Raw genomic sequence first — 23,860 nt, forward strand, 5'->3', positions numbered from 1 at the left:
CCGAACAGATCGCTCAGCGCGCGGTGTCCGCCAACGCGTCGAGCGCGACCGGCAGCACGCGCTCGGCCCACCCGATGTACATCGCTCCCGAGGGGTGAAGCCCGTCGCCTGCTACCAGCGACGGGTCGGTGGCGGCGGTGCGCGAGTAGGGCGTAATGTCGACGAAATGCGCGCCCGTCAGCGCCGTTTCCTCGCGCGCTACCTCGTTGAAGGCGTCGATCCGCTCGCCGATTTCCTGCGGACTCCGTACGTCGTCCGCCGCAAACGGCGTCACGCTCCAGTCTGGAATCGACACGACGATGACGTGCCCGGCTTTGCCACCCGCGAAGACGGTGGCGCGACGCAACAGCGCCCGGAACTCCGTGCGGTACACGTCGAGGTTGCCGCCCCGATACTGATTGTTTACGCCGATGAGGAGCGTCACGAGGTCGTAGGGGCCCTGCGGGTCGGCCTTGTCGATGGCGGCGCTGAGTTCGTCCGTCGTCCAGCCCGTCTGCGCAATGATCTCAGGATCGCCGACGGCCGACCCGCGCGCGCGCAGCGAGTCCGCGAGCAGCACCGGCCAGCGCATCTCCGGCGGCACGGCCTCGCCGATCGTGTAGGAGTCGCCGAGGGCGAGGTAGCGGAGGGACCCGTCGGTAGGCGGTGTGAGAGCAGATTGGGTCATGCAACCGGAGCAAGCGAAGACGAAAGCCGCGAGGCAGAGGAGGCGCGTCATACGGTGCGCAGCGTCGGGACGTCCGCGAGCACGCAGTCGAGAATGGCTTCCGCAACGGCCGCCTTCGGCATCTGCGCCAGCTCCGCCGCCGAGCCGTCGCGCCCGAGCACCGTGACGCGGTTCGTGCCGGGGCCGAAGCCGGCGCCTGCCTCGTTCGCGTGGTTGAGCACGATCCAGTCGAGGTTCTTCCGTTCGAGCTTGCCGCGCGCGTGCTCGACGCCGTCATGCGTTTCGAGCGCGAAGCCGACGAGCGTCTGCCCGTCCCGCTTCTGCTCGCCGAGGGCCGCGAGGATATCCGGTGTCCGACGGAGGCGGAGCGTGAGGTCGCCGTCACCTTTCTTGACCTTCCGCTCGCTCGGCTCGACGGGCGTGTAATCGGCAACGGCGGCGGCCATCACCACGAGGTCGGCGTCGGCGTGGCGCTGCACGGCGCCGTGCATCTCGTCGGCGCTCGTCACGTTGATGCGCCGGACGCCGTCGGGCGTCGGGAGGGCCGTCGGACCGCTGATGAGCGTCACGTCGGCGCCCCGCCCCGCGGCGGCGGCGGCGAGAGCATAGCCCATCGTGCCGGTCGAGCCGTTCGTCAGGAAGCGGACGGGGTCGACGGCTTCGTGCGTCGGCCCGGCGGTGACGAGGACGCGCCACCCGGCAAGCGCGCCGGAGGCCCGGACCTCAGCGCGTTCGTCCATTGCCGTCAGCTTTGCTACGACGCGCTCGACGAGCGTAGCGGGCTCCGGCAGTCGCCCGGTCCCGACGAGCCCGCTCGCGAGTTCGCCGTGCTCGGGCTCAATCACCTCGACGCCGTCGGCACGGAGCGTCGCGAGGTTGCGCTGCGTCGCCGGGTGCAGCATCATGTCGTGGTCCATCGCCGGGGCCACGACGAGGGGGCAGCGGGCCGAGAGGGCCACGGCCGTGAGCATCGAGTCGCAGACGCCGGCGGCGAGCTTCGAGAGCGTCGTCGCCGTGGCCGGAGCGACGAGGAAGAGGTCGGCCCAGAGGCCGAGGTGGACGTGCTTCGTCCAGCTTCCGGCTTCGTTCTCGGGGAAGATCTCCGTCAGCACCTCGCGCTCGGAGAGCGTGCCAAGCGTGAGCGGCGGGATGAAGCGGGCAGCGTCCCGCGTCATCAGCACCTGCACCTCGGCGCCGGCCTTTTTCAGCAGGCGGACGAGCTCGGCCGCTTTGTACGCCGCGATCGATCCCGTGACGCCGAGGAGGATGTTCTTGCCGGACAGCGCGGAAGACGGAACGGCCGGCCGAGAAGCCTCGCCATCAATCGTCGGGTGCGCGCGCTCCTCCATCACCGCTCCTCTGATGCCCGCCCCTTACCCCTCTTCCGAGGCGGGGTTACGGTAGTAGATCTCGTCGTTGAGCATCTCTTTGATCGCCGTCTCGGTCGGCTTGGCGCGGCGCTCGTACTCGAGCGATACGCGGAGCTGATCGTCGTTCGGGCGGAGCTCGTCGGTCGGCTCCAGGCCGAAATCCTCGAAGTAGGAGAGCTTCGTGTCGAGCTCGGCCTTCGTGTGCGTCGAGACCTGGCGGGCCCGCTTCGAGAGGATCACCGTGGCCTCGTAGAGGTTGCCGATTTTATGGGCTAGCTCGGCGGTGTTGATGGTTTTGATAGCCATGCGGGGCAGGGTTAATGCGTGGTTCGGAAACGAAAGATAGCAAGACCTCAGCCGCCGAGAAACGTGCGGACTCGGTCCACGGTTTCGACGACGGCCGTTTCGAGGTCATCATTCACGACAATAGCGTCGAAGTCGGCCGCGTACATCATCTCTTGCTCGGCGCGCTCTAGCCGCATCCGCAGCGTGATCTCGCTCTCCGTCTTGCGGTTTTTCAGTCGTTCGGCGAGAGCGGCGAGCGACGGGGGCTGGATGAAGAGCGTGAGCGCGTCGGCGTCGTAGAGACGCTTGACGTTGAGCGCACCGCGCACGTCGATGTCGAGCAGGGCGACGCCTTCGGCGGCGACGCGTTCGAGCTCGCTGCGGAGCGTGCCGTAGAGGTGCCCGGCGTAGGTCTCGAACTCGATGAAGTCCCCCGCCTCGACGCGGCGTCGGAACTCGTCCTCGGTGAGGAAGAAGTAGTCCACACCATCACGCTCGCGCTCGCGCGGGGCGCGCGTTGTGGCCGAGACGGAGAACCGCGTCTGCGGCACGGCCTCGGTGAGGCGGCGCGCGATCGTGGTTTTTCCGGCTCCGCTCGGAGCGGTGAGAGCGACGATTTTCATGGGGCGGGAGTGGAGGGGACTCAGCCGGCGGGGAGGCGCAGCATGCTGCGTCGCTACACGACGTTCTGGACTTGCTCGCGGATTTTCTCCAGCTCCTCCTTCATCGTCACGGCGCGGTGCGCGATGCCGGGGTCGTTGGCTTTCGACGCGATCGTGTTGATCTCGCGGTTGAACTCCTGCGCGAGGAAGTTGAGGCGGCGGCCGACGGGCTCGGCGGCGGCGAGCGCGTCGCGGAAGAGGGCGAGGTGGGAGCGGAGGCGGACGCACTCCTCGTTCACGTCGAGCTTGTCGGCGAGGAGCGCGATCTCCAACTCCAGCCGGTCGCGGTCCAGGCGTTCGTCGCCGAGGAGGTCGGCGATGCGCTCGTGGAGCGCGGCGCGGGCCGCTTCGATGCGGGCGGGGGCGTTGGCCTCAACGGCGTCGAGTTCGGCCTCGATCGCGTCGAGCCGGGCGCGGAGGTCGGCGGCGAGCGCCTCGCCCTCCTGCCGCCGCATCGCCTGCATCGCGTCGAGCGCGTCGGTGAGCGCAGCCTGCGTCGCTTCCCAGACGCCTTCGGTCTCATCGCCTTCTCCCGTCGCCACGAGGACGTCGGGGTACTTGAGAATGTGTTCGATCCCGACCGGCTCCGTGATGCCCGCTGCCGTGCGGACTTCGTCGAGCAGACGGCGGTAGGCCGCCGCAGCGGCGACATCGACACGGAGCGGGGCGGTCCCAGCGGCGCGCTGCACCTGCACGCTCACGTTCACCTTCCCCCGGTCGAGCACGTCCTTCGCCCGATTCTGGATCTCGGCCTCATGCTCGGCGAGGCTGCGCGGAGCGCGGATCGTGACCTCGCAGTACCGGCTGTTGACGGAGCGAAGCTCGACGGTCACGTCGGCGCCTTCGGCACTCGCCGCGCCGCGTCCGAAGCCGGTCATCGAGTAGATCATAGAGCAGGACGGCAGAGGGATGGGGGAACGCGCGAGCCGGTCCGCGCGGAGCAGACCGGCTCGGGACAGCGAGGCAGAGCCTCGGCTGCTCAGCGGAGAGGGAGGGATTCGAACCCTCGGTACCGGAAACCGGCACACGCGCTTTCCAGGCGCGCCCCTTCAGCCACTCGGGCACCTCTCCGGGGAATGCAGGGACGAATATCGGGGCAGATCGCTCGGAAAACCAGCGGCATCACTGGCGCTCGGCATTCGTCACCCGTTATTCGTCGTTCGCTACACCGCCATGATGTCGGTTTCCTTCTTGGCCAGCATCTCGTCCACCTTGCCGACGTACTCGTCGGTGAGCGTCTGCAGGCGCTCCTCGCTCTCGTAGCGCATGTCCTCGCTGAGGCTCTCGGCGTCGGCGGCCTTTTTGATCTCGTCCTTCGAGGCGCGGCGGACGTTGCGGATCGCGATCTTCGCGTCCTCGCCCTGCGCACGGGCCGCCTTCGCGAGCTCCTTCCGGCGTTCCTCGGTGAGCGGCGGGATCGAGATGCGGATGAGGGAGCCGTCGTTCGTCGGGTTCAGTCCGAGGTTGGCGGCCATGATGGCCCGCTCGATCTGCGGGAGCGTGCTCTTGTCCCACGGCTGGATCACGAGGAGGTCGCTCTGCGGCGCGCTCACGCTCGCGACCTGGTTCAGCGGCATCTGCTGGCCGTAGGCGTCCACGCGGACCTCGTCCACCATGCTCGCATTCGCGCGCCCGGTGCGAATGTGGTTGAACTCGTGGGCGAGGTGCTCCAGCGACTTGTGCATGTGCTGGCGCGCGTCGGCGAGGATCTGCTTGAGGGTAGCGTCGATCATGACGTAGCGATAGGGTTCGAGGCGGGGGTGCGGAGTTCGTCGGCGTAGGTGCTCTCGTTCTCGTTCCACTGCACGAGCGTGCCCGCCGGCTCGCCGTGGATGATGCGCAGCAGCGTCCCCGGCTTGTCCATGTTGAAGATGAGAATAGGCAGGCCGGATTCTTGGCAGAGCGTGACCGCCGTGAGGTCCATCACCTTGAGGTTGCGGCGGACGACCTCCATCCCGCTGATCGTGGCGAAGCGCCGGGCATCGGGGTCCTTCTCGGGGTCAGCGGTGAACACACCGTCCACGCGCGTCCCCTTCAGCACGATCTCGGCGTCGACCTCGGCGGCGCGGAGGCTCGCGGCGGTGTCGGTCGTGAAGTATGGGTTGCCCGTGCCCGCCCCGAAGATGACCACGCGGCCCTTTTCGAGGTGGCGGATCGCGCGGCGGCGGATGAACGGCTCGGCGATCTCGTCCATCTCGATGGCGGACATCAGCCGGGTGAACACGCCCTTCTGTTCGAGCGCGTCCTGCAACGCCATCGCGTTGATCATCGTCGCGAGCATGCCCATGTAGTCGGCGTGAGCGCGCGACGAGACGGCGGAGCCTTCGGGCGAGACGCCGCGAAAGATGTTGCCGCCGCCGATGACGAGGGCGATCTCGGCCCCGGCCTCGTGCGCCTCCTTCAGCTCCTCGGCGTAGCGGTCGAGCACGGCGGGGTCGATGCCAAACTCCTTCTCACCGAGGAGCGACTCGCCGCTGAGCTTGATGAGGACGCGGCGGTAGCGGAGAGAGGACGGGGACGCAGCCATAGCCGACGGAGGGACAGGGGAAGAAGGGCGGCCGAAAAGTACGGCGCAAGCGGGGCTCGGCGCAATCGAGCGTTTCGTGCAGATACGACGTAGGGGCGACCGGCCGGTCGCCCCTACGGATGGTCGTGCTGAGTCGACAGGCTTAGCTGCCGAGGGCGTAGCGGACGTAGCGGACGATCTCGAACCCGCTCTTCTTCAGCATCTCCTCGACGGTCATCGAGGAGTCCTTGACGAAGGGCTGGTCGACGAGCACGTTGTCTTTGTAGTACCGCTCCAGCTTGCCTTGCGCGATCCGGTCGAGGATGTGGTCGGGCTTGCCCTCGTTGCGGGCGGCCTCGCGGCCGATCTCGAGCTCCTTCTGCTTGACCTCTTCGGGCACCTCGTCGCGGTTCGCAGCGACCGGGTTCATCGCGGCCACCTGCATCGCCACGTCGCGGCCGGCCTCGGCGGCATCGCCCTCGCCCTTCATCTCGACGAGCACGCCGAGTTTGGCACCGGGGTGGATGTAGGTCACGATCTGGTTGCCGTCGCCGGCTTCGAGGATGGCGAACCGGCTGACTTCGATCTTCTCGCCGATCTTGCCCGTCATGTCGGTGATGGACTCACCGATGGTACGGCCGCCTTCGAAGTCGAGCGCGCGGAGGGCGTCGAGGTCGGCGGGGCGCTCGCGGAGGATGAGCGCGGTGATGCGGTCGGCGTAGCTGGTGAACTCCTCGTTGCGGGCGACGAAGTCGGTCTCGGAGTTGACCTCGGCGATCACGCTGACGGCATGGTCATCGGTGGCGGCCGTCGTGATGACGCCTTCGGAAGCCTCGCGCTCGGCGCGGTTGTCGGCCACCTTCTGGCCCTTCTTGCGGAGGAGTTCGATGGCGGCCTCGAAGTCGCCGTTGGCTTCCTGAAGGGCCTTCTTGCAGTCCATCATCCCGACGCCGGTGGTGTCGCGGAGGCGCTTGACGTCTTTGGCGGAAATCGTGCTCATCGTAGATCGGGTGTTTTGATTCGAAAGTAGAGACGCAGCATGCTGCGTCTGTACGAGGTGCCACGTCTGTACGGGGTAGCGTGGTCGGGGGGCGATTACGCAGCGGCGGCGCAGCCGGGCCGGGGACGAGGTCCGCGATCCCATGCTGCGCCGCGAGTACGGCGAAGCGCGCGCGGGCTCAGCCCTCGGCGGCTTCGGCTTCGGCCTTCTGCGTTTCGGCTTCCTGCTGGCGCTTGTCCTGCTCGGCCTTCTGCGCCTCGCGCTCCATCTCGCCGGCGCGCGAGCCCTCGGCAATCGCGTCGGCGATCGCGCGGGTCACGACCTGGATGGACTTCATCGCGTCGTCGTTGGCAGGGATGCCGTAGTCGACGAGGTCGGGGTCGCAGTTGGTGTCGAGGAGGGCGAAGACGGGGATGTCGAGCTTGCGCGCTTCCTGGACCGCGATGTGCTCGCGGTTGGTGTCGACGACGAAGAGGGCGTTCGGGAGGCGGCCCATGTCGGCGATGCCGCCGAGCGTCTTCTCGAGCTTCTCGCGCTCGCGGGACCGCGTCAGACGCTCCTTCTTCTTAAGCTGGGAGAACGTGCCGTCCTGCTCTTCGCGGGCGAGCTGCTCCATGCGGCGGATCGAGCGGCGGATCGTCTGGAAGTTGGTGAGCATGCCGCCGAGCCACCGCTCGGTGACGTAGGGCATCCCGGCGCGCTCGGCCTCGGTCTTCACGATCTCCTGCGCCTGCTTCTTCGTGCCGACGAAGAGGATCTTCCGGCCCTTCCCGGCGATGCGCCCGGCGGCCTCGGCGGCCTCGTCGAGCATCGCCTTCGACTGCTTGAGGTCGATGATGTGGATGCCGTTGCGCTCCATGAAGATGTAGGGGGCCATCTTCGGGTTCCAACGGCTGGTGAGGTGCCCGAAGTGGGACCCCGCGCGCAACATGTCTTCGATTGACGCTTGTGCCATGTAATAAGGTTGGGTTTAAACCGCCACCGCCGTCGTCTGCGGACGGCGACCCCTGGGGCTGAGCCCCGGGAGCACCCGCCGCCGCATCGGGCAGTGTGTGTGATAGAAAAGCGAGAGGCGTCCGCGGGAGCGGCTTACCGCTTCGAGAACTGGAAGCGTTTGCGCGCCTTGGGCTGCCCGTACTTCTTGCGCTCGACCATGCGCGGGTCGCGCGTCAGAAGGCCGGCGTCGCGGAGCGGCTTGCGGAGCTCCTCGTTGTACTCGAGGAGGGCGCGGGCGATGCCGAGCTGCGTGGCCTCGGCCTGGCCGGTGAGGCCGCCGCCCTTCGCGTTCACGAGCACGTCGAACTGGCCGTCCGTGCCCGTCACCGTGAACGGCGCGCGGAGGGCGCGCTGCCGCGCCTCGGTCGGGAGGTAGGTCGCGAGCGGCTTCTTGTTGATGACGATCTCGCCGCTGCCGGGGCGGAGGTAGACGCGCGCCGTGGCGGTCTTACGCCGGCCGATCGCCTGATACTGGGTCAATGCCATGGGACTGGATTAAACGTGGTGAAGGCGGGGCGTTTTAGAGTTCGAGCGGCTGGGGGCTCTGGGCCTCGTGCGGGTGCTCGGACCCGGCGTAGACCTTGAGCTTCTTCGCCATCGCGCGGCCGAGACGGTTGTGGGGCAGCATGCCCTTCACCGCGTTCTCGATGATGAACGTCGGCTTCTTCGCGCGCATCTCGCGCGGCGTGGCCGTGGAGACGCCGCCGGGGTAGCCGCTGTGGCTGAAGTACTCCTTGTCCGTCTCCTTCTTCCCGGTGAACCGCGCCTTCTCCGCGTTCACGACGACGACGAAGTCGCCCGTGTCGAGGTGCGGCGTGTACGACGGCTTGTGCTTGCCGCGCAGAATCGCGGCCACGCGCGCGGCGAGCCGCCCGACGACTTGGTTCTGGGCGTCGACGACGTGCCACTGCTGGTCGATCTCGTTGACCTTGGCGGGGACGGTCTTGAAGCTGTTGTGGTCCATAACTGAAAGCGTAGAAACGAGGGGCCGCACGATCGCGTGCGCGACGGCGCGGCGGGAGCAGGGCAAGGTAGGGAGAGGAGCGCGTGCGGGAAAGCAAATTTAGAAAGAAGCCGCGCGCCACAATCTCCCCGCGTCCGCGCGCTTCGCCACGCGCCGCAGACCAACGGCACCCTCCCGACGCGGTTCCTGCTTAATCCTTGCTTCGTATCTTCGACCGCGCGCTTGCTCTCCCCTCTTCTTCCCTCCAGTCGCTGCCCATGCCGCTCAAGGCCACCATGCGCTCGCTGGACGAGGTCGCCGCCCACCTCCCCTTCCACGTCGATGACCTGGACGCAGCGAACGCGGCCTTCCAGCGCTGGCAGGAGACCGGGCGCGCCGAAGACCTCGAACTCGTCGAGCTCTGGACGTACTGCTACACCCGGCGTTACTTCATCGCAAAGTTCCTGCGGGATAGCGTCCACGGCCCCACAGCCCTCGACCAGCTCGTCGGCAAGGCGTTCACGAAGGCGCGGAATAATCTGGAGAACGTGCGGCAGCCCGAGCGTTTCGCGAACTGGGTCAGCGTGATCTGTCGCCACACGTTCCTCAACTTCCTCCGCCGCTACCGCGGCGAGCACGCCGTCCTCGACGAAGCGCGCCTCCCCGCTCCCCCGAGGCCCGAGCACTTCGAGCACGACCGCCGCACCACCCGCCGCGCCGTCGAGCACGCCATCGGACGCCTCCCGCCATCGCTGCAGGAGGTGGCTCGTCTGAAGTTTCTGGAGGACCGCCCGTACGAGTACATCGTCGAGGCGACGGGCCGGCCCGCAGCGTCGGTGCGGTCGTACGTCAACAAAGCCGTCGTCCGGCTCCGCGAAGACCCGGAGTTGCTCGCGCTGCTTCACGAGTTCCAGACGTAACAGAGGTTACGGGCGCCGGGCCCTCGGTGTCTATTCGTTCAATCTCCACCCTGACTCCGACTCCCCGCTCGACGGACACGCCGCTCTGCTACTCGATCGGCCCTTTGGTATCGCCTTCTCATGGAAGATCTCGAACACCTCCTCCTGAATTACGACGACTTGCCGGCGGCCGAGCGAGCGCAGGCGGACGCCTACCTCGACGCGCACCCCGGCGCAGCGTCCGTGCTCGCCGAGGGCCGTGCGCTACGTGGCCTGCTCGAACAGGCGGCTCGCGCTGGCGCGGATCTACCCGACGCCGAGTCCATCGCGCACTACGTCGCTGCACGGCACATGGCGCACCACCCCCTGCCCTCCGACCTCGCTGCCCTCGAGCAACGGATCGAAGCCGCCCTCGCTGCGCATCCCGATGTGGAGCGCCAGTTCAGCATGATGCAGGACCGGCTCAGGACGCTCACGGCGGAGGCCGAGTCGCCGCGGGCGCAGTTCGAGCGGCTCACCGGGCGGCGGCTGGGAGGGGCGCAACCGAAGGAGACCGCCAGCCCACTGCCCTTCGCCCCACTCCCGGAGCCTCCTGTAGAGCACCGCAACCCCTCCGAACGCCGCGCCCGTTCGGGCGGGTGGCGGACCTCCGTCGCGGACTACGCCGCGATCCCGTTTTTACAGCGCGTATCGCTGCCTCGACTCGCCTTCGCAGCCTCGTTCGTGCTCGTGTTGGTTTACGGTAGCCTCTTCGTCGCCAGCCGCGCGGGGCAACCGCGTACGGTCCGCCTCGCCGACCTCGGCGCCGTAGAGTCCGAGTTCGCTGGCCTCCGTCTTCGTGGCGCCGACGGCGTGATGGACCCGGCCGCCGACCGCTACGCCGCCGCGCTCGAAACGCTCCACGACGCCCGGACCTCCGTGCTCGGCCTGTTTCCGAGCTACGACGCCGAAGGGCTCGGCGACACGGTGCACCTGCTCGAAGAGACCATCACGCTGGGCGGGGAAGACTCCGCGCTCGGGCTCGAAGCGTGGTTCCTCATCGGCAAGATCCTGCTCTACGAAGGGGAGACCGACGCAGCCCGCGATGCCTTCCGGATCGTCGTTGATCGGCAGGGGCCGAGCGCGCCGGACGCGCAACGCTTCCTCGACCAACTCTGACGCGCACGCGCTTGAACAGGCGACGGGCTGCCAGCCGAGTGCTGGCAGCCCGCCGTCATTTTTTCGCAGCGGGGCACGCCGTTACGCGTACGTGTTGAGCATCACCGGCATGATGAGCATCAGCATGTCCTCGCCGTCGGCCTGCTCGGCGGGCGTCACGACGCCGGCGCGGTTCGGCGACGAGAACTCGAACACGACGTCTTCGCCGCCGACGTTCGAGAGGACTTCAGTGAGGTAGACCGAGTTGAAGCCGATCTCCATCGCCGGCCCCTCGTACTCGCAGAGCACGCGCTCCTTCGCCTCGCTCGCCCGCTCGATGTCCTCGGCCGAGATCGTGAGCTGGTTCGGCTCCATCTTCAGCCGGATCTGGTGCGTCATCGACGACGAGTAGAGCGCGACACGGCGGACGGCGTTGAGGAGCGCGTCGCGGCTCACGCTCAGCCGCTTGTCGTTCTCGACCGGGATGACGGCTTCGTAGTTCGGGTACTGCTCGTCGATCATCCGCCCCATCACTTGCACGTCGCCGAAGTCGAAGCCGACGTAGCCGCCGCCGACGCGGATCGTGCACGCCTCGTCGCCGGCCACGCGGGCGGTCAGGCTCAGCGCCTTCTCCGGCACCACGAAGTCGAGCGGCTCTTCGGCCGACATCGCATCGAGCACGAGCTTCACGAGCCGGTGGCCGTCGGTGGCGACGACGCGGCTGTGCTCGGGGCGGATCTGGAAGTAGATCCCCATCATCGCCGGGCGGAGGGCGTCTTTCGAGACGGCGAAGCCGGTCTTGCTGATGGCGCGCTTGACGAGCCCTCCAGCCGTTTCGATCTCGCGCTCGCCTTCGAGCGACGGGAGCGCCGGGTAGTCCGCGCCGTCGAAGCCGACCATCTTGTAGCGGCCCTGATCTGTCGTCAGCTCCACCTGGAAATCGCCGTCGGAGGAGAAGGTGATGGGGAGCGCCGGGAGGGCGCGCAGCGTGTCGAGCAGTCGTTTCGCGGGGACAGCCACGCGCTCGGTCGGGCCGTCGGACGCGCCGTTCGACTCGAACTGCACGTGGAGGCGCTGGACGATCGAGATCTCGAGGTCGGTCGCGGCGAGGCGGAGCGTGTCGCCCTCCTTCTCGAAGAGGACGCATTCGAGGATGGGGAGCGTGCTCTTGCTCGGGACGGCTCCGTTGACGGCGGTGAGCGCCTTCTGCAGATCGGCGCTGGAGACGGTGAACTTCATGGCGGGACTCGGAGGTGTCGGAGGACGCTAAAGATCGGGTGCGTACGGATGGGGATCTACGATTGCGGCTTGCGGATTGGTCCCGTTCAGCTCCCGGTCCAACATCCGCACCGCGCGATCCCCAATCAGCGGGTGTGGAGTTCGAGCTTGCGGCGGATCTCGTCGATGATCTCGCGGAACTTGTGGTCCGTGTCGATCTGGTTCTCGACGCTCTGGTTCGCATGGATCACCGTCGAGTGGTCGCGCCCGCCGAAGTGGAGGCCGATGGTTTTGAGCGAGTGCTTCGTGAACTGCTTCGCGAAGTACATCGCCACCTGCCGCGCCTGCACGACCTCACGCTTGCGGGTCCGGGCGCGGACGAGGTCCTCGGGGATTTTGAAGTACTCGCAGACGATCTGCTGGATCTGCTCGACGCCGAGCGAGACGCGCGTTTCTTTGATGAGGTCGCGGAGGACTTCGCGGGCGAGTTCAAGGTCGATGTCGCGGCCGTGGAGCGTGGAGTGCGCGAGGAGCCGGATCAGCGAGCCTTCGAGCTCGCGGATGTTGCTCTTCACGTTGTGCGCGACGAACTCGATCACCTCGGGGTCGACTTCAATCCCGTCATCCTCCGCCTTCCGCTGGAGGATCGCGATGCGCGTTTCGAGTTCGGGCTGCTGGACGTCGGCCGAGAGGCCCCACTGGAAGCGGGAGAGCAAGCGCTCCTCGATGCCCTCGATGTCTTTCGGCGGCCGGTCGGCGGAGAGGATGATCTGCTTGCCGGCTTGGTGGAGCGCGTTGAAGATGTGGAAGAACTCCTCCTGCGTCTTCTCCTTCCCCCCGAAGAACTGCACGTCGTCGACGATGAGCAGGTCGATCTGCCGGTAGAACAGGCTGAAGTCGGAGGCGCGGTTGTTCTGGATCGCCTGGACGAACTGCGTCGTGAACCGCTCCGACGAGACGTAGAGGACGGAGTCGCTCTTGTGGTGCTCGCGGACGTAGTTGCCGACGGCCTGGATGAGGTGGGTCTTGCCGAGCCCGACGCCGCCGTAGATCAGGAACGGGTTGAACGCGGTTGAGCCGGGCTGCTGCGCGATGGCCCACGAGGCGCTGCGCGCGAGCCGGTTGCAGTCGCCTTCGATGAAGCTGTCGAAGACGTACGAGGCGTTGAGCTGGCTGTCGACTTTGACTTTCTGAACGCCGGGGATCGCGAAGGGGTTGGCGATGGGCGGCGGTGCGGGCTGGGCGTGCGAGGGCTCGGGAGGGCGACGCGTGGTCCGGGGCCGCTGGCTCTCGGCCGAGCGCGGTGGCGGCGTCTCGCCGCCCGTAGACCGGCCGGGCTGCGCCGGGGGGGCGCCGGGGGCCGTCGGGGGTCGCGCGGGGAGTTGCATCGAGGAACCGCTGTGCTCCCCCTGCTCCTCCTTCTCGATGACGATATCGTAGTAGAGCCGCCCGCCCGGCCCGAGCACCTTCGTCACGGTCTTCCGCAGCAGGCCGAAGTAGTGCTCCTCCAACCACTCGTAGTAGAAGCGGCTGGGGAGTTGGATCGTCAGCTTCGTGATCCCGTCCTCCTGTTCCAGCCCTACGGCTTTCAGCGGCTCAAACCACGTCTTAAAGCTCTGCCGGTTGATGTTGTCCCCGATGATGGCCAGGCAAGCGCTCCACACCGCGTCCGGAGAGGCATCCGTATCGACAGGGCGGGAGGGCTCGGAGGCGTCTTTCATTCGGGGAGCAGCGCGCGGCGTGGGGAGGGGTTAGGAAACTACGTTACAGAACCTTCACAATCGGGAGAGGAGCGGAGACGCGAGCGCGTGACGGCGGAAGCAACCCGGCGCCCAAAATAGTCGGAGAGTTGGAAGCCGTGCAAGGTGGGAGACGGGCCTGCGTCGAGTTATTCACAACCGCCACCCACGGTGCAGGAGTGTGGGACGGGAGGGGGGCCCTCATGCAAGCGGCCTGATCCATTTACCAACATCTTATCCACACTACAAACAACATGCTCAAGGTGATAAATTTCAAATACTTGTATTGCTCGTGTGTATTTCAGGCGCAGGAGACCCGCCCTCCTCCTCAGAAACCCCGGGCTCGCAGCGGCGGGAGCAGCAGCGAGCGTACTGCTTGTCAACAAGTTGTTCACAAGTGCGCCCGCCCGCCCGTACGCCCCCGCCGAACAAAGAGCAAGCCCGGTTCCGATCTTCTCGCGGAGTTTGAGAACGCTACTCTCGCAGACATCCGCCCCCCTCTCTACGGTAGCCCACAAGGCCATTTGCTGTCAAGTCTCTGTTGATGTGGTTTGGTTACAGCTTTGCGCGCGGTCTCGGGCTTGCGGTCGGCAGGGGCGAAAGTGTACCTTTTCGATTCTGCCCTTTTTCCAGACGCACCGCCCCCGATGCTCGGCATCGAAACCGCTCCCCTGCCCCCCGGCCTCCACGAGATGACCCTGACGCCTTCGGCGGAAGAGGTCAACCTCGACCCCGAGATGTTCGACAGCATCACGGTAGAGATCCGGCTGGACCACGAGCAGGAGCGGGATCTCATCGCTTTCACGGCGCGGGCGACGGCGACGCTGGAGTGCGACCGGACCCTCGTGCCGTTCCAGCAGCGGGTCAAAGGTACGTACGCCGTGCTGTTCGTGCTCCCGGAACACCTCGACCGCTACACGACGGCGGAGGGGAGCGACGAGGACGTCCGCCCGCTCCCCGAACCGGGCAACGAACTCGACCTCACCGACCCCGTCCGCGACACGCTCCTCCTCGCCCTCCCGACCCGCCGCGTCGCGCCAGGCGCCGAGGACGAAGACCTGCCCGTGACGTTCGGCGCGCTCACCGACGCGGACGGCAACACGATCGACCCTCGCTGGGACGCCCTCAAGAAGCTCCGCGACTCTCAATAACGCACCCCCTGGCCGATGCCGGCCTTTGAACCATCGACCTGACCCATGGCTAATCCGAAGCGCAAGAACTCGAAGGCCCGCACCGCCAAGCGGCGCTCGCAGTACAAGATCACCTCGACGCCCGAAGTGCACGAGTGCCCCAACTGCGGCAACGCCAAGATGTACCACCGCGCCTGCCCGACCTGCGGCAGCTACCGCGGGCGCACCGTCGTCGAGCGCCCGGATTACGCGTAAGCGCCTGGCGTCTCGGCCCGGAACGGCCTGCGGTATCTCCTCCTAAACGCACGCCCCGCGCGTCGCCGACTCGTCGGACGCTCGCGCGGGGCGTGCGTTTGTCTGGGCGCGCTCCGTATCTTTACGCCCTCCCCGGCCTCGCGCCGCTCCTCCTCTCTCATCGCAACGCAGCCCTCGGGCTGTCAAGCACCCAACGTCGAGATCCAATGGCTGTTCGTGTGGCGGTTGATGCCGTGGGCGGCGATCACGCGCCCGGAGTCGTAGTCGAGGGCGCCGTTCAGGCCCTCCGAGACTCCGATGGGGACCTGCACGTCGTGCTCGTCGGCCCCGAGGAGACGATCCGTGCCGCCCTCGCCGAGCACGACGCCGACGACCTACCGCTCGACGTCCTCGACGCGCCCGAGGTGATCGGGATGGCCGAGTCGCCGGCGACGGCGGTGAAGACCAAGACCCGCTCGTCGATCCACGTCGGGCTCGGCGCGCACAAGCAGGGCGCCGTCGACGCATTCGCCTCGGCGGGCAACACGGGTGCGGTGATGGCCGCGTCGCTCTTCATCCTCGGCCGGCTACCGGGCGTGGCGCGGCCCGCGCTCCCCGGCTACTTCCCGACCACGAAGAGCTACTCGATCGTGATCGACGTGGGCGCGAACGTGGATTCGAAACCCGAGCACCTCGCGCAGTTCGCGCAGATGGGGCAGGTCTACGCCGAAGGCGTGATGCAGCGCGAGAACGCGACGGTCGGCCTGCTGAACGTGGGCGAGGAGCGCGGGAAGGGCAACGAGGCGGCGAAGGCCGCGCACGAGTTGATCGCCGCGCTCGACGGGGTGAACTTCGTCGGCAACATGGAAGGCCGCGACATCATGCACCACGCCGCCGACGTCATCGTGTGCGACGGGTTCGTTGGCAACATCGTGCTCAAGCTCGGCGAGAGCCTCACGACCGTGCTCCCCCAACTGATCGGGGCCGAGATCAAACGGCAGGGCCTCAGCGCCGAGGAGACGGACCTCATCAAGCGCGTCTTCGGGAACGTCACGAAGCCGTTCAACTACGAGGAGTACGGCGGCGTCCCGCTTCTCGGCGTGGACGGGGCGGTGCTGATCGGGCACGGTGGCTCGTCGGCCCGCGCGATCGCCGAGATGATCCGCCGCGCCGCCGCCGGGGCCCGCCACGACGTGCGCGGCGCGATCGCCGCCGCCCTCGCCTGACCCCTCCCCGCTTTACCATCCCGTAGAGGCGCAGCAGGCTGCGCCCCTACGCACGACCTCCCCACCTCTATGCCTCGCGCCGCCATCACCGCCGTCGGTCACTTCCTCCCGGAGGAGCGGATGACGAACGCCGACCTCGAGAAGCTCGTCGACACGAACGACGAGTGGATCCGGTCGCGCACCGGGATCCGTGAGCGGCGCATCCTCCGCGACCCGGAGAAAGCGACCTCGTACATGGCGACGAAGGCGGCGCAGGAGGTCCTCGACCGCCGCGGCATCAGCGCCGACGAGATCGACCTGATCCTCGTAGCGACGGTGACGCCGGACATGATCTACCCGGCGACGGCATGCCTCGTGCAGGAGCAGCTCGGCGCCTCGAAGGCGTGGGGCTTCGACCTCTCGGCGGCGTGCAGCGGCTTCCTCTTCGCCCTCAACGTCGGCGCGCGGTTCATCGAGTCCGGCAAGCACACGAAGGTGCTCGTCATCGGCGCGGACAAGATGAGCGCGATCGTCGACTACACCGACCGCACGACGTGCATCATCTTCGGCGACGGCGCGGGCGCGGTCCTCCTCGAACCGACCGAGGACGGCAACGGCATCGTCGACTCCATCGAGCACGTCGACGGCTCGGGCGGCGACTACCTCCGGCAGAAGGCGGGCGGCAGCCTCCACCCGACCACGCACGAGACGGTGGAGAACCGCGAGCACTTCCTCCACCAAGAGGGGCGGCAGGTGTTCAAGTTCGCCGTCCGCGGCATGGCCGACGTGGCGGCCGAGGTGATGGAGCGCAACGGCCTCGAAGGCGACGACATCCGCTACCTCGTCCCGCACCAAGCCAACCTCCGCATCATCGACGCGACGGCGAACCGGATGGGCGTCGACCGCGATAAGGTGATGATTAACATCGAGCGCTACGGCAACACGACGGCGGCCACGCTCCCGCTCTGCCTCTACGACTGGGAGCACGAACTCCGCCCCGGCGACAACCTCATCCTCGCGGCCTTCGGCGGCGGCTTCACGTGGGGCGCGACCTATCTCCGCTGGGCCTACGACGGCTCCGAGCACGGCGTCCCCCCGACCGACGCGTAACCCCCTCTCCCGATGGCTACTGCCTTTCTCTTCCCCGGCCAGGGCTCCCAATTCGTCGGCATGGGCGCCGATCTGTACGAGCAGTTCCCCGAGGCCCGCGCCGTGATCGACGAGGCCGACCGCCACCTCGACTTCCCGTTGAAGGAGCGGATGTTCGGGAGCGGCGGTGACGGCGACGCCGAGCAGGCCGCGCTGACGCAGACCGACGTGACGCAGCCCGCGCTCTACGTCCACAGCCTCGCCGCCTTCGCCGTGCTGGAAAAGCAGGGACACGTGCCCGATATGACGGCGGGCCACAGCCTCGGCGAGTACAGCGCGCTCGCCGCGGCCGGCGCGCTCGACGTGATCGATGGGCTCCGGCTCGTCCGCCTGCGCGGGCAGCTGATGGCGCAAGCGGGCGACGAGCGGCCCGGCACCATGAGCGCCGTGCTCGGCATCGACCCCGACGCGCTCGAACGGGTCTGCAAAGAGGTGACCGACACGGGCGAAGGCGTCGTGCAGTGCGCCAACTTCAACGCGCCGGGGCAGATCGTCATCTCCGGCGACAACGACGCCGTCGAGCGGGCCGGCGAGGCGGCGAAAGCGGCCGGGGCGAAACGCGTCATCCCCCTCACCGTCGGCGGCGCGTTCCACTCGCCGCTGATGGGCTACGCCCGCGACGGACTGGGCGAGGCGCTCGAACGCGCCGAGATCCGCGCGCCGCGCTGCCCCGTCTACCTCAACGTCACCGCGCAGCCGACGACCGACCCCGACGAGATCCGCCGGCAGTTGCTGGCCCAACTCACCGCCCCCGTCCGCTGGGCACAGACGCTCGAAGCGATGCGCGCCGACGGTGCCGACCGCTTCGTCGAAGTCGGCGCGGGGAACGTGCTCGCCGGCCTCGTCAAGCGCACCCTCGGCCGCGATGTCGAGACGGTCACGGCCGGGAAAGCCGACGAGCTACAGAACCCGTAAACCGTCACCGTAGGGAGCGCAGCGCGCTGCGCCCCTACCTGTACCCCCTCCCCATGCAACTCGATCTCTCTGGCAAAACAGCCCTCGTCACCGGCGGCACGCGTGGCATCGGCCGCGCGATTGTCGAAGCCTTCGCCGACGCGGGCGCGAAGGTAGCCTTCACGTACCGCTCCTCGTCCGACACCGCCGACGCGCTGAAGGCCGAGTTGGAAAGCCGAGGCGTCGAAGCGCTCGCCATCCAGAGCGACGCGGCGGATTTCGACGCGGCACAGGCCGCCGTGCAGTCCGTGCTCGATGCGTGGGGCTCGCTCGACGTGCTCGTCAACAACGCGGGCGTCACGCGCGACAACCTTCTGATTCGGATGAGCGAGGAGGACTGGGACGCCGTGATCGGGACGAACCTGAAGAGCGTGTTCAACCTCTGCAAAGCCGCGTACCGGCCGATGATGAAGCAGCGCGCCGGGCGGATCGTCAACGTGTCGTCGGTCGTTGGGGTGATGGGGAACGCGGGGCAGGCGAACTACGCGGCGAGCAAGGCCGGCATCATCGGGTTCACCAAAAGCCTCGCCCGCGAGCTTGGCGCGCGCGGCGTGACGGCGAACGTCGTCGCCCCCGGCTACGTCGACACCGACATGACGGACGCGCTCAGCGACGCAGCGAAAGAGGCGATGACGAACGGCATCCCGCTTAAGCGGACGGCCACGCCCGAGGACATCGCCCACGCCGTCCTCTTCCTCGCCTCCGACGCGGCGAGCTACATCACCGGCCACACCCTCCACGTCGACGGCGGCCTCGCGATGTGATGTGCCGCCCGCTCCTCATCTGCCTCGTCCTCGCAACGCTCGCTCCTGTAGCGTGGGCGCAGACGCCCCACCAACGCGCTACACCATCCCCCTCTGAACAGGCCCTCATGGGATTGGGAGGGCATTTCGGCGGTGGCTTGCTCGCAACCGGAGGGGTCGGACTCGCCGCGGCGTTCGATGATTCGTTCTCCTCCACCACGGGTATCATCATGGTGCTGACCTTGTATCCGCTTGGGGCAGCCGCAGCGAGCTACGGGGTTGGACAGGTGTCCGGGACGGAGGGGACGTTCGGCGGGACCGTGCGCGGCGCGTACATCGGGGCGGGACTTGGGCTCGTGGTCGGGGTGCCAATCAGCGCTCTTCTGCTCCGCGCAGCGTCCCCGGAAGAAACGCCGAGTTCGATCAATGAAGGAATTGGGACCACGTTCTTGGCCCTCAGCGTCGGCGCAATGATCTACATCGGCGGCACGCTCATCGGGTCGGTTCGCGGTTACAATGCGAGCGTGCAACCGACTGTAGTCCGCAACGTGGATGGCCAGATGGTGCCGGCTGCGCGGTTGACGATCGCGTTCTAGCGCCGCCTTTTCGGTGAAGCAAGCAGCGGTGCGGCGATCTCCCCGGAACCTCCGGCGTGGCGTACTTTTAGAGCACCGACCCAACCCCGGAGAACCCCGCATGGCCTACAAGGCAGTCATCGACCTGACGCAGAAGGCGCAGGACGACAAACGCAAGCAGCAAGCGAAGGAACGATTTCAGGAGCCGGAGCCCGCGCTCCCTCCGATGGACGTGAAGGACCTGCCGCCCGCCCTCCAGGACGGCGTCGAAGGCGTCGGCTGGCCGAGCCTGATGCCGGTGCAGCAGCGCGCGGTCCCGTACATGCTCGCCGGGCAGGACCTCATCGTGCAGGCCCGCACCGGCACCGGCAAGACCGGCGCGTTCCTCCTCCCCCTCCTCGAACTCCTCGACCCGCACAAGAAAGAGATGCAGGCCCTCGTGCTCGGGCCGACGCGCGAGCTCGCGCGGCAGATCCTCAGCGAGTTTGAGCGGATGAACGGCGGCCGGCCCGAAGAGGAGCGGCTCCACGCCGTGGCCGTCTACGGCGGCGTCGGCTACGGGCCCCAGGTGAGCGCGTTCAAAGAGGGCGCCCAGCTCGTCGTCGGCACGCCGGGCCGCGTGCTCGACCACCTCGACAAGGGGACGCTCCGGCTCGACGGGCTCCGCATCCTCATCCTCGACGAGGCCGACGAGATGCTCTCGATGGGGTTCTACCCCGCGATGAAGAAGCTCCAGCGCTTCCTCCCGCGCAACCGCCAGAGCTACATGTTCTCGGCGACGATGCCGTTCAAAGTGCAGCGGATGGGCGAGGAGTTCCTGCAAAAGCCCGGCTTCCTCACGCTCTCCTCCGGCCGCGTCCACGTCGACTCGATGGACCACCGCGCCTACCGCGTGAGCGCGATGGATAAGGACCGCACGCTCGTGCGCCTCATCGAGTTGGAGAACCCCGACGCGGCGATCATCTTCGCCAACACCCGGCGCGAGGTCGAGTACCTCGCCGCGTTCCTCCGCAACTTCGGCCACGACGCCGCCGAGATCTCCAGCGACCTCACGCAGAGCGCCCGCGAAGAGGTCATGGGCCGCCTCCGCAAAGGCGAACTCCGCTTCCTCGTCGCCACCGACGTGGCCGCGCGCGGGATCGACATCTCGGACCTCTCGCACGTGTTCATGTACGACGTGCCGCAGGACCGCGAGTACTACATCCACCGCGCCGGGCGGACGGCCCGCGCCGGCAAGACCGGCGTCGCCATCAGCATCGTCACCGCCGAGACCGAGCGCGTGCTCGACGAGATCGGGCGGAAGTACGACATCGAGTTTGACAAGCCGCCCGTGCCGACGGACGAACAAGTGGCCCAGCGCGTGAGCCAGCGGCTCGTCGTCTTGCTCGAAGAGGAGCTTCGCAACAAGACGCGGATGGAGCGCGAGCGGATGCAGCGGTTCGTCCCGCTCGCCCAGCGCCTCATCGCCGAAGAGGAGCCCGAACTCCTCGCGATGCTGCTCGACGAGTATTACCACGAGAGCCTCCACGCGACCGACGGGGAGGCGGAAGAGCAGGAGCGGCAGGAACGCCGCCCGAGCGACCGCGACCGCGGCTCCAGGAGATAACCCAACCGGACACCCCGATGCGCCCCCTCGGTCTGCTCGCCCTTTCGTTCGCGCTCGCCACCGCGGGCTGCGTCACGGCCCAAACCGCCGGCCCACCGCCGATGGAGTCGATGACAGCGGAATCGATGGAGGCGAAGCCGATGGATGCGGGGATGACCGACGAGATGAGCGCGGACGCGTACCGGCTCTACACCGCCGCCGGCGCTCCGTCCACGTTCGACGACCTCGTCGCCGCGATGCGCGACGCCGATGTCGTGATCCTCGGCGAGACGCACGACGACGCGACGACGCACGCCCTCCAACTCCGGCTGTTTCAGGCCGCGGCTACGCTCGACCGGCCCGTCGCCCTCTCGCTCGAGATGTTCGAACGCGACGTGCAGGGCGTGCTCGACGAGTACCTCGCCGGGACGATCCGCGAGCGCGACTTCCTCGACGCCGCCAGGCCGTGGGGCAACTACGTCACCGACTACCGTCCGCTCGTCGAGTTTGCGCGCGAGCGCGGGCTCCCGGTCGTCGCCGCGAACGCGCCGCAGCGCTACGTCAGCCGCGTCTCCCGACTCGGCCCCGACGCGCTCGACACGCTCCCGAGCGCGGTGCGCACCGTGCTGCCGCCGAATGTCGCCCCCGCTTCCGTAGCGCTCGAAGCGGAGTTCACCGCGCTCATGCAGGGGATGATGGGCCACGGCCATGGCGCCGCCCCCGACTCGACGACCTCGGACGCTGCCGCCGTCCACGGCAGCGCGCCCGACCTCACGAACCTGCTCCACGCGCAGAACCTCCGCGATGCCTCGATGGGCCACACGATCGCGACCTACCTCGACTGGCACCCGGGCCACCGCGTCGTCCACCTCAACGGGACGTTCCACAGCGAGGGCGGGCTCGGCGTGCCGGAGCACCTCCTGCGGTACCGGCCGGAGACCCGCACGCTCGTCGTCACCATGCGGCCCGACGACGCGTTCCCGGCGCTCGACCTCGCCGCGTTCCGGGGCGCCGACGGCTTCTTCGTCGTCGTCGATCCGGCCAGTCGGTAGCGAGCGGTCGGTAGCGAGCGGGCCGCGCGAGGTTGCAGCCTGCGGGGAGGGAATCGGCAGCGCGCCGTATGTTGTGCGCCTTCCTTTACCCACCCCGATGACCATGCGTTTTCTCCTGAGCCTCACCCTGCTCGCCCTCGCCCTCGGCGGCTGCGAGCTCGAAGACACCCGCCGCCCCGACGCCTCAGCGCAGCCCGCGCCCGCCGACTCGGCCGCCTCGACGGCGATGACGATGCAGCAGCGCCTCGACCAGTACACTCCCGTCCGCCTCGGGACGGACATCGAACTGACCGACGCGCAGCAGCAAATGATCCCCCTCCTCATCGACGCAGCCGAGGCGATGGACGAGGTGTTCTGGCTCGAAGCCTACGGCGACCGCGACGCGCTCCTCGCCGGCCTCGACCCGGCGGCCCGGCGCTACGCCGAGATCAACTACGGTCCGTGGGACCGGCTCGACGGCAACGAGCCGTTCCTCCCCGGTGTCGGCCCGAAACCGGCCGGGGCGAACTTCTACCCCGCCGACGTCACGAAGGACGAGCTCGAAGCCGCCGCCGCCGAGGACCCCGCCCTCCTCGACCTCTACACCCTCGTCCGCCGCGACTCCACCGGCGGACTCACCGCGATCCCGTACCACGAGGCCTTCCGCGAGCAGCACGAGCGCGCCGCCGCCAAGCTCCGCGAGGCCGCCGCCCTCGCCGACGAGCCCGGCCTCAAGCGCTACCTCACGCTCCGCGCCGACGCCCTGCTGTCCGGCGAGTACCAGCCCAGCGACCTCGCGTGGATGGACATGAAGGGCAACACGGTGGACTTCGTCGTCGGCCCGATCGAGACGTACGAGGACCAGCTCATGGGCGCGAAGGCGGCGCACTCGGCCTACGTCCTCGTCAAAGACCGCGAGTGGAGCGACCGGCTCGCCCGCTACGCCACGCTCCTGCCCCAGCTCCAGCGCGGCCTCCCCGTCCCCGACGAGTACAAGCAGGAAGAGCCCGGCACCGACGCCGACCTCGGCGCCTACGACGTGATCTACTACGCTGGCGACTCGAACGCCGGCTCCAAAACGATCGCCATCAACCTCCCCAACGACGAGGAGGTCCAGCTCCAAAAGGGCTCGCGCCGGCTCCAACTCAAGAACGCGATGCGCGCCAAGTTCGACCAGATCCTCGAGCCCATCGCCGACGCGCTCATCGTCCCCGCGCAACGCGACAACGTGACCTTCGACGCCTTCTTTGCCAACACGATGTTCCACGAGGTCGCCCACGGCCTCGGCATCAAGACCCTCATTGATGGCAGCGGGACGACGGTCCGCGAGGCGCTGAAGGAGAACGCGAGCGCGCTCGAAGAGGGCAAGGCCGACGTGCTCGGACTCTACATGGTGCAGGCGCTCCACGAGGACGGCGAGATCGGCGGCGAGCTGCTCGACAACTACACCACCTTCCTCTCGTCCATCTTCCGCTCGATCCGCTTCGGCGCCTCGTCCGCGCACGGCCGCGCGAACCTCATCCGGTTCAACTACTTCATGGAGCACGGCGCGTTCACGCGGACCGAGGACGGCCGCTACCGCGTCAACCCCGAGCGAATGGGAGAGGTCGTGGACATGCTCAGCCAGCAGATCCTCCGCTTCCAGGGCGACGGCGACTACGAAGGCGTTCAGCGGTTTGTCGCCGAGTACGCTCAGATCGGCCCCGACCTCCGCGCCGACCTCGACCGGCTCCAGGCCGCGATGATCCCCGTCGATGTGACGTTCGAGCAGGGCACGGGTGTGCTTGGACTTTAGGTCTCCCTTTCCTAACCGATATTGGCGACACTAAATC

At 67.9% G+C, this 23,860-nt stretch carries 25 protein-coding genes and 1 tRNA gene; 12 read left to right on the forward strand and 14 right to left on the reverse strand.

All coding sequences use genetic code 11. The features are described 5' to 3' along the window. Positions 1-13: 13 nt before the first annotated feature. From ABJF88_09695 to rplM, 12 genes are all read right to left on the reverse strand, one after another. Complete coding sequence (locus ABJF88_09695) at positions 14-667, reverse strand: SGNH/GDSL hydrolase family protein (protein ID MEP0547193.1); 654 nt, start codon at positions 665-667, stop codon at positions 14-16. Positions 668-714: 47 nt separating this feature from the next. Next, the gene (gene coaBC, locus ABJF88_09700) at positions 715-2,016 is read right to left on the reverse strand and encodes a bifunctional phosphopantothenoylcysteine decarboxylase/phosphopantothenate--cysteine ligase CoaBC (protein MEP0547194.1); all 1,302 of its coding nucleotides are present in this window, start codon (positions 2,014-2,016) and stop codon (positions 715-717) included. A 24-nt stretch (positions 2,017-2,040) separates the two neighbouring features. Further along, on the reverse strand, positions 2,041-2,343 hold the full coding sequence (locus ABJF88_09705; GenBank protein MEP0547195.1) for a DNA-directed RNA polymerase subunit omega: 303 nt from the start codon (positions 2,341-2,343) through the stop codon (positions 2,041-2,043). Positions 2,344-2,390: 47 nt separating this feature from the next. Next, a complete protein-coding gene (gene gmk, locus ABJF88_09710) occupies positions 2,391-2,945 on the reverse strand; it encodes a guanylate kinase (GenBank protein ID MEP0547196.1) in 555 nt (184 codons plus the stop codon). A gap of 53 nt (positions 2,946-2,998) precedes the next feature. Next, entirely contained in the window at positions 2,999-3,874 is an 876-nt protein-coding gene (locus ABJF88_09715; GenBank protein ID MEP0547197.1) for a YicC/YloC family endoribonuclease, read from the reverse strand. A gap of 93 nt (positions 3,875-3,967) precedes the next feature. Further along, a tRNA-Ser gene (locus ABJF88_09720) sits at positions 3,968-4,055 on the reverse strand. Positions 4,056-4,147: 92 nt separating this feature from the next. Continuing rightward, on the reverse strand, positions 4,148-4,717 hold the full coding sequence (frr, locus tag ABJF88_09725) for a ribosome recycling factor (protein MEP0547198.1): 570 nt from the start codon (positions 4,715-4,717) through the stop codon (positions 4,148-4,150). Further along, positions 4,714-5,511, reverse strand: a complete 798-nt coding sequence (pyrH, locus tag ABJF88_09730; GenBank protein MEP0547199.1) for a UMP kinase — start codon at positions 5,509-5,511, stop codon at positions 4,714-4,716. Before pyrH ends, frr begins: the two co-directional genes overlap by 4 nt. 142 nt (positions 5,512-5,653) lie before the next feature. Continuing rightward, a complete protein-coding gene (tsf, locus tag ABJF88_09735; protein ID MEP0547200.1) occupies positions 5,654-6,490 on the reverse strand; it encodes a translation elongation factor Ts in 837 nt (278 codons plus the stop codon). Positions 6,491-6,668: 178 nt separating this feature from the next. Next, positions 6,669-7,445, reverse strand: coding sequence for a 30S ribosomal protein S2 (rpsB, locus tag ABJF88_09740; GenBank protein ID MEP0547201.1), 777 nt, complete (start codon positions 7,443-7,445; stop codon positions 6,669-6,671). A 134-nt stretch (positions 7,446-7,579) separates the two neighbouring features. Next, positions 7,580-7,972 (reverse strand): 30S ribosomal protein S9, encoded by a 393-nt coding sequence (rpsI, locus tag ABJF88_09745; protein MEP0547202.1) that lies wholly within the window; start codon positions 7,970-7,972, stop codon positions 7,580-7,582. A gap of 34 nt (positions 7,973-8,006) precedes the next feature. Continuing rightward, on the reverse strand, positions 8,007-8,450 hold the full coding sequence (gene rplM, locus ABJF88_09750) for a 50S ribosomal protein L13 (GenBank protein ID MEP0547203.1): 444 nt from the start codon (positions 8,448-8,450) through the stop codon (positions 8,007-8,009). Positions 8,451-8,707: 257 nt separating this feature from the next. Here rplM and ABJF88_09755 point away from each other — a divergent pair, with 257 nt between their 5' ends. Both ABJF88_09755 and ABJF88_09760 read left to right on the forward strand, forming a co-directional pair. Then, entirely contained in the window at positions 8,708-9,349 is a 642-nt protein-coding gene (locus tag ABJF88_09755; GenBank protein MEP0547204.1) for a sigma-70 family RNA polymerase sigma factor, read from the forward strand. Between the two features lie 120 nt (positions 9,350-9,469). Beyond that, complete coding sequence (locus ABJF88_09760; GenBank protein MEP0547205.1) at positions 9,470-10,486, forward strand: hypothetical protein; 1,017 nt, start codon at positions 9,470-9,472, stop codon at positions 10,484-10,486. 81 nt (positions 10,487-10,567) lie between these two features. On the opposite strand, the gene dnaN is transcribed toward ABJF88_09760, so the two are convergent. Both dnaN and dnaA read right to left on the reverse strand, forming a co-directional pair. Beyond that, positions 10,568-11,704 (reverse strand): DNA polymerase III subunit beta, encoded by a 1,137-nt coding sequence (gene dnaN, locus ABJF88_09765; GenBank protein ID MEP0547206.1) that lies wholly within the window; start codon positions 11,702-11,704, stop codon positions 10,568-10,570. 125 nt (positions 11,705-11,829) lie between these two features. After that, positions 11,830-13,404, reverse strand: a complete 1,575-nt coding sequence (gene dnaA / locus ABJF88_09770; GenBank protein ID MEP0547207.1) for a chromosomal replication initiator protein DnaA — start codon at positions 13,402-13,404, stop codon at positions 11,830-11,832. A gap of 710 nt (positions 13,405-14,114) precedes the next feature. Between dnaA and ABJF88_09775 the strand changes: the two genes are divergently transcribed. The 10 genes from ABJF88_09775 (at position 14,115) to ABJF88_09820 (ending at position 23,823) form a co-directional block, all read left to right on the forward strand. After that, complete coding sequence (locus ABJF88_09775; GenBank protein ID MEP0547208.1) at positions 14,115-14,573, forward strand: DUF177 domain-containing protein; 459 nt, start codon at positions 14,115-14,117, stop codon at positions 14,571-14,573. A 45-nt stretch (positions 14,574-14,618) separates the two neighbouring features. Beyond that, entirely contained in the window at positions 14,619-14,807 is a 189-nt protein-coding gene (rpmF, locus tag ABJF88_09780) for a 50S ribosomal protein L32 (protein ID MEP0547209.1), read from the forward strand. A 206-nt stretch (positions 14,808-15,013) separates the two neighbouring features. Next, a complete protein-coding gene (gene plsX, locus ABJF88_09785) occupies positions 15,014-16,012 on the forward strand; it encodes a phosphate acyltransferase PlsX (GenBank protein ID MEP0547210.1) in 999 nt (332 codons plus the stop codon). Between the two features lie 69 nt (positions 16,013-16,081). Beyond that, entirely contained in the window at positions 16,082-17,101 is a 1,020-nt protein-coding gene (locus ABJF88_09790) for a beta-ketoacyl-ACP synthase III (protein MEP0547211.1), read from the forward strand. Positions 17,102-17,113: 12 nt separating this feature from the next. Continuing rightward, entirely contained in the window at positions 17,114-18,055 is a 942-nt protein-coding gene (gene fabD / locus ABJF88_09795) for an ACP S-malonyltransferase (protein MEP0547212.1), read from the forward strand. Between the two features lie 53 nt (positions 18,056-18,108). Continuing rightward, positions 18,109-18,858: a 3-oxoacyl-[acyl-carrier-protein] reductase gene (fabG, locus tag ABJF88_09800; protein ID MEP0547213.1), complete on the forward strand. Its 750-nt coding sequence runs from the start codon at positions 18,109-18,111 to the stop codon at positions 18,856-18,858. Between the two features lie 137 nt (positions 18,859-18,995). Next, complete coding sequence (locus ABJF88_09805; GenBank protein ID MEP0547214.1) at positions 18,996-19,433, forward strand: hypothetical protein; 438 nt, start codon at positions 18,996-18,998, stop codon at positions 19,431-19,433. Between the two features lie 100 nt (positions 19,434-19,533). Beyond that, complete coding sequence (locus tag ABJF88_09810) at positions 19,534-21,018, forward strand: DEAD/DEAH box helicase (GenBank protein MEP0547215.1); 1,485 nt, start codon at positions 19,534-19,536, stop codon at positions 21,016-21,018. 17 nt (positions 21,019-21,035) lie between these two features. Continuing rightward, positions 21,036-22,049: a ChaN family lipoprotein gene (locus ABJF88_09815; GenBank protein ID MEP0547216.1), complete on the forward strand. Its 1,014-nt coding sequence runs from the start codon at positions 21,036-21,038 to the stop codon at positions 22,047-22,049. Positions 22,050-22,152: 103 nt separating this feature from the next. After that, the gene (locus ABJF88_09820) at positions 22,153-23,823 is read left to right on the forward strand and encodes a Zn-dependent hydrolase (protein MEP0547217.1); all 1,671 of its coding nucleotides are present in this window, start codon (positions 22,153-22,155) and stop codon (positions 23,821-23,823) included. The last annotated feature ends 37 nt before the right edge of the window (positions 23,824-23,860 follow it).

The organism is Rhodothermales bacterium (assembly GCA_039944855.1).
In the GTDB taxonomy this organism is placed as follows: domain Bacteria; phylum Bacteroidota; class Rhodothermia; order Rhodothermales; family JANQRZ01; genus JBBSMX01.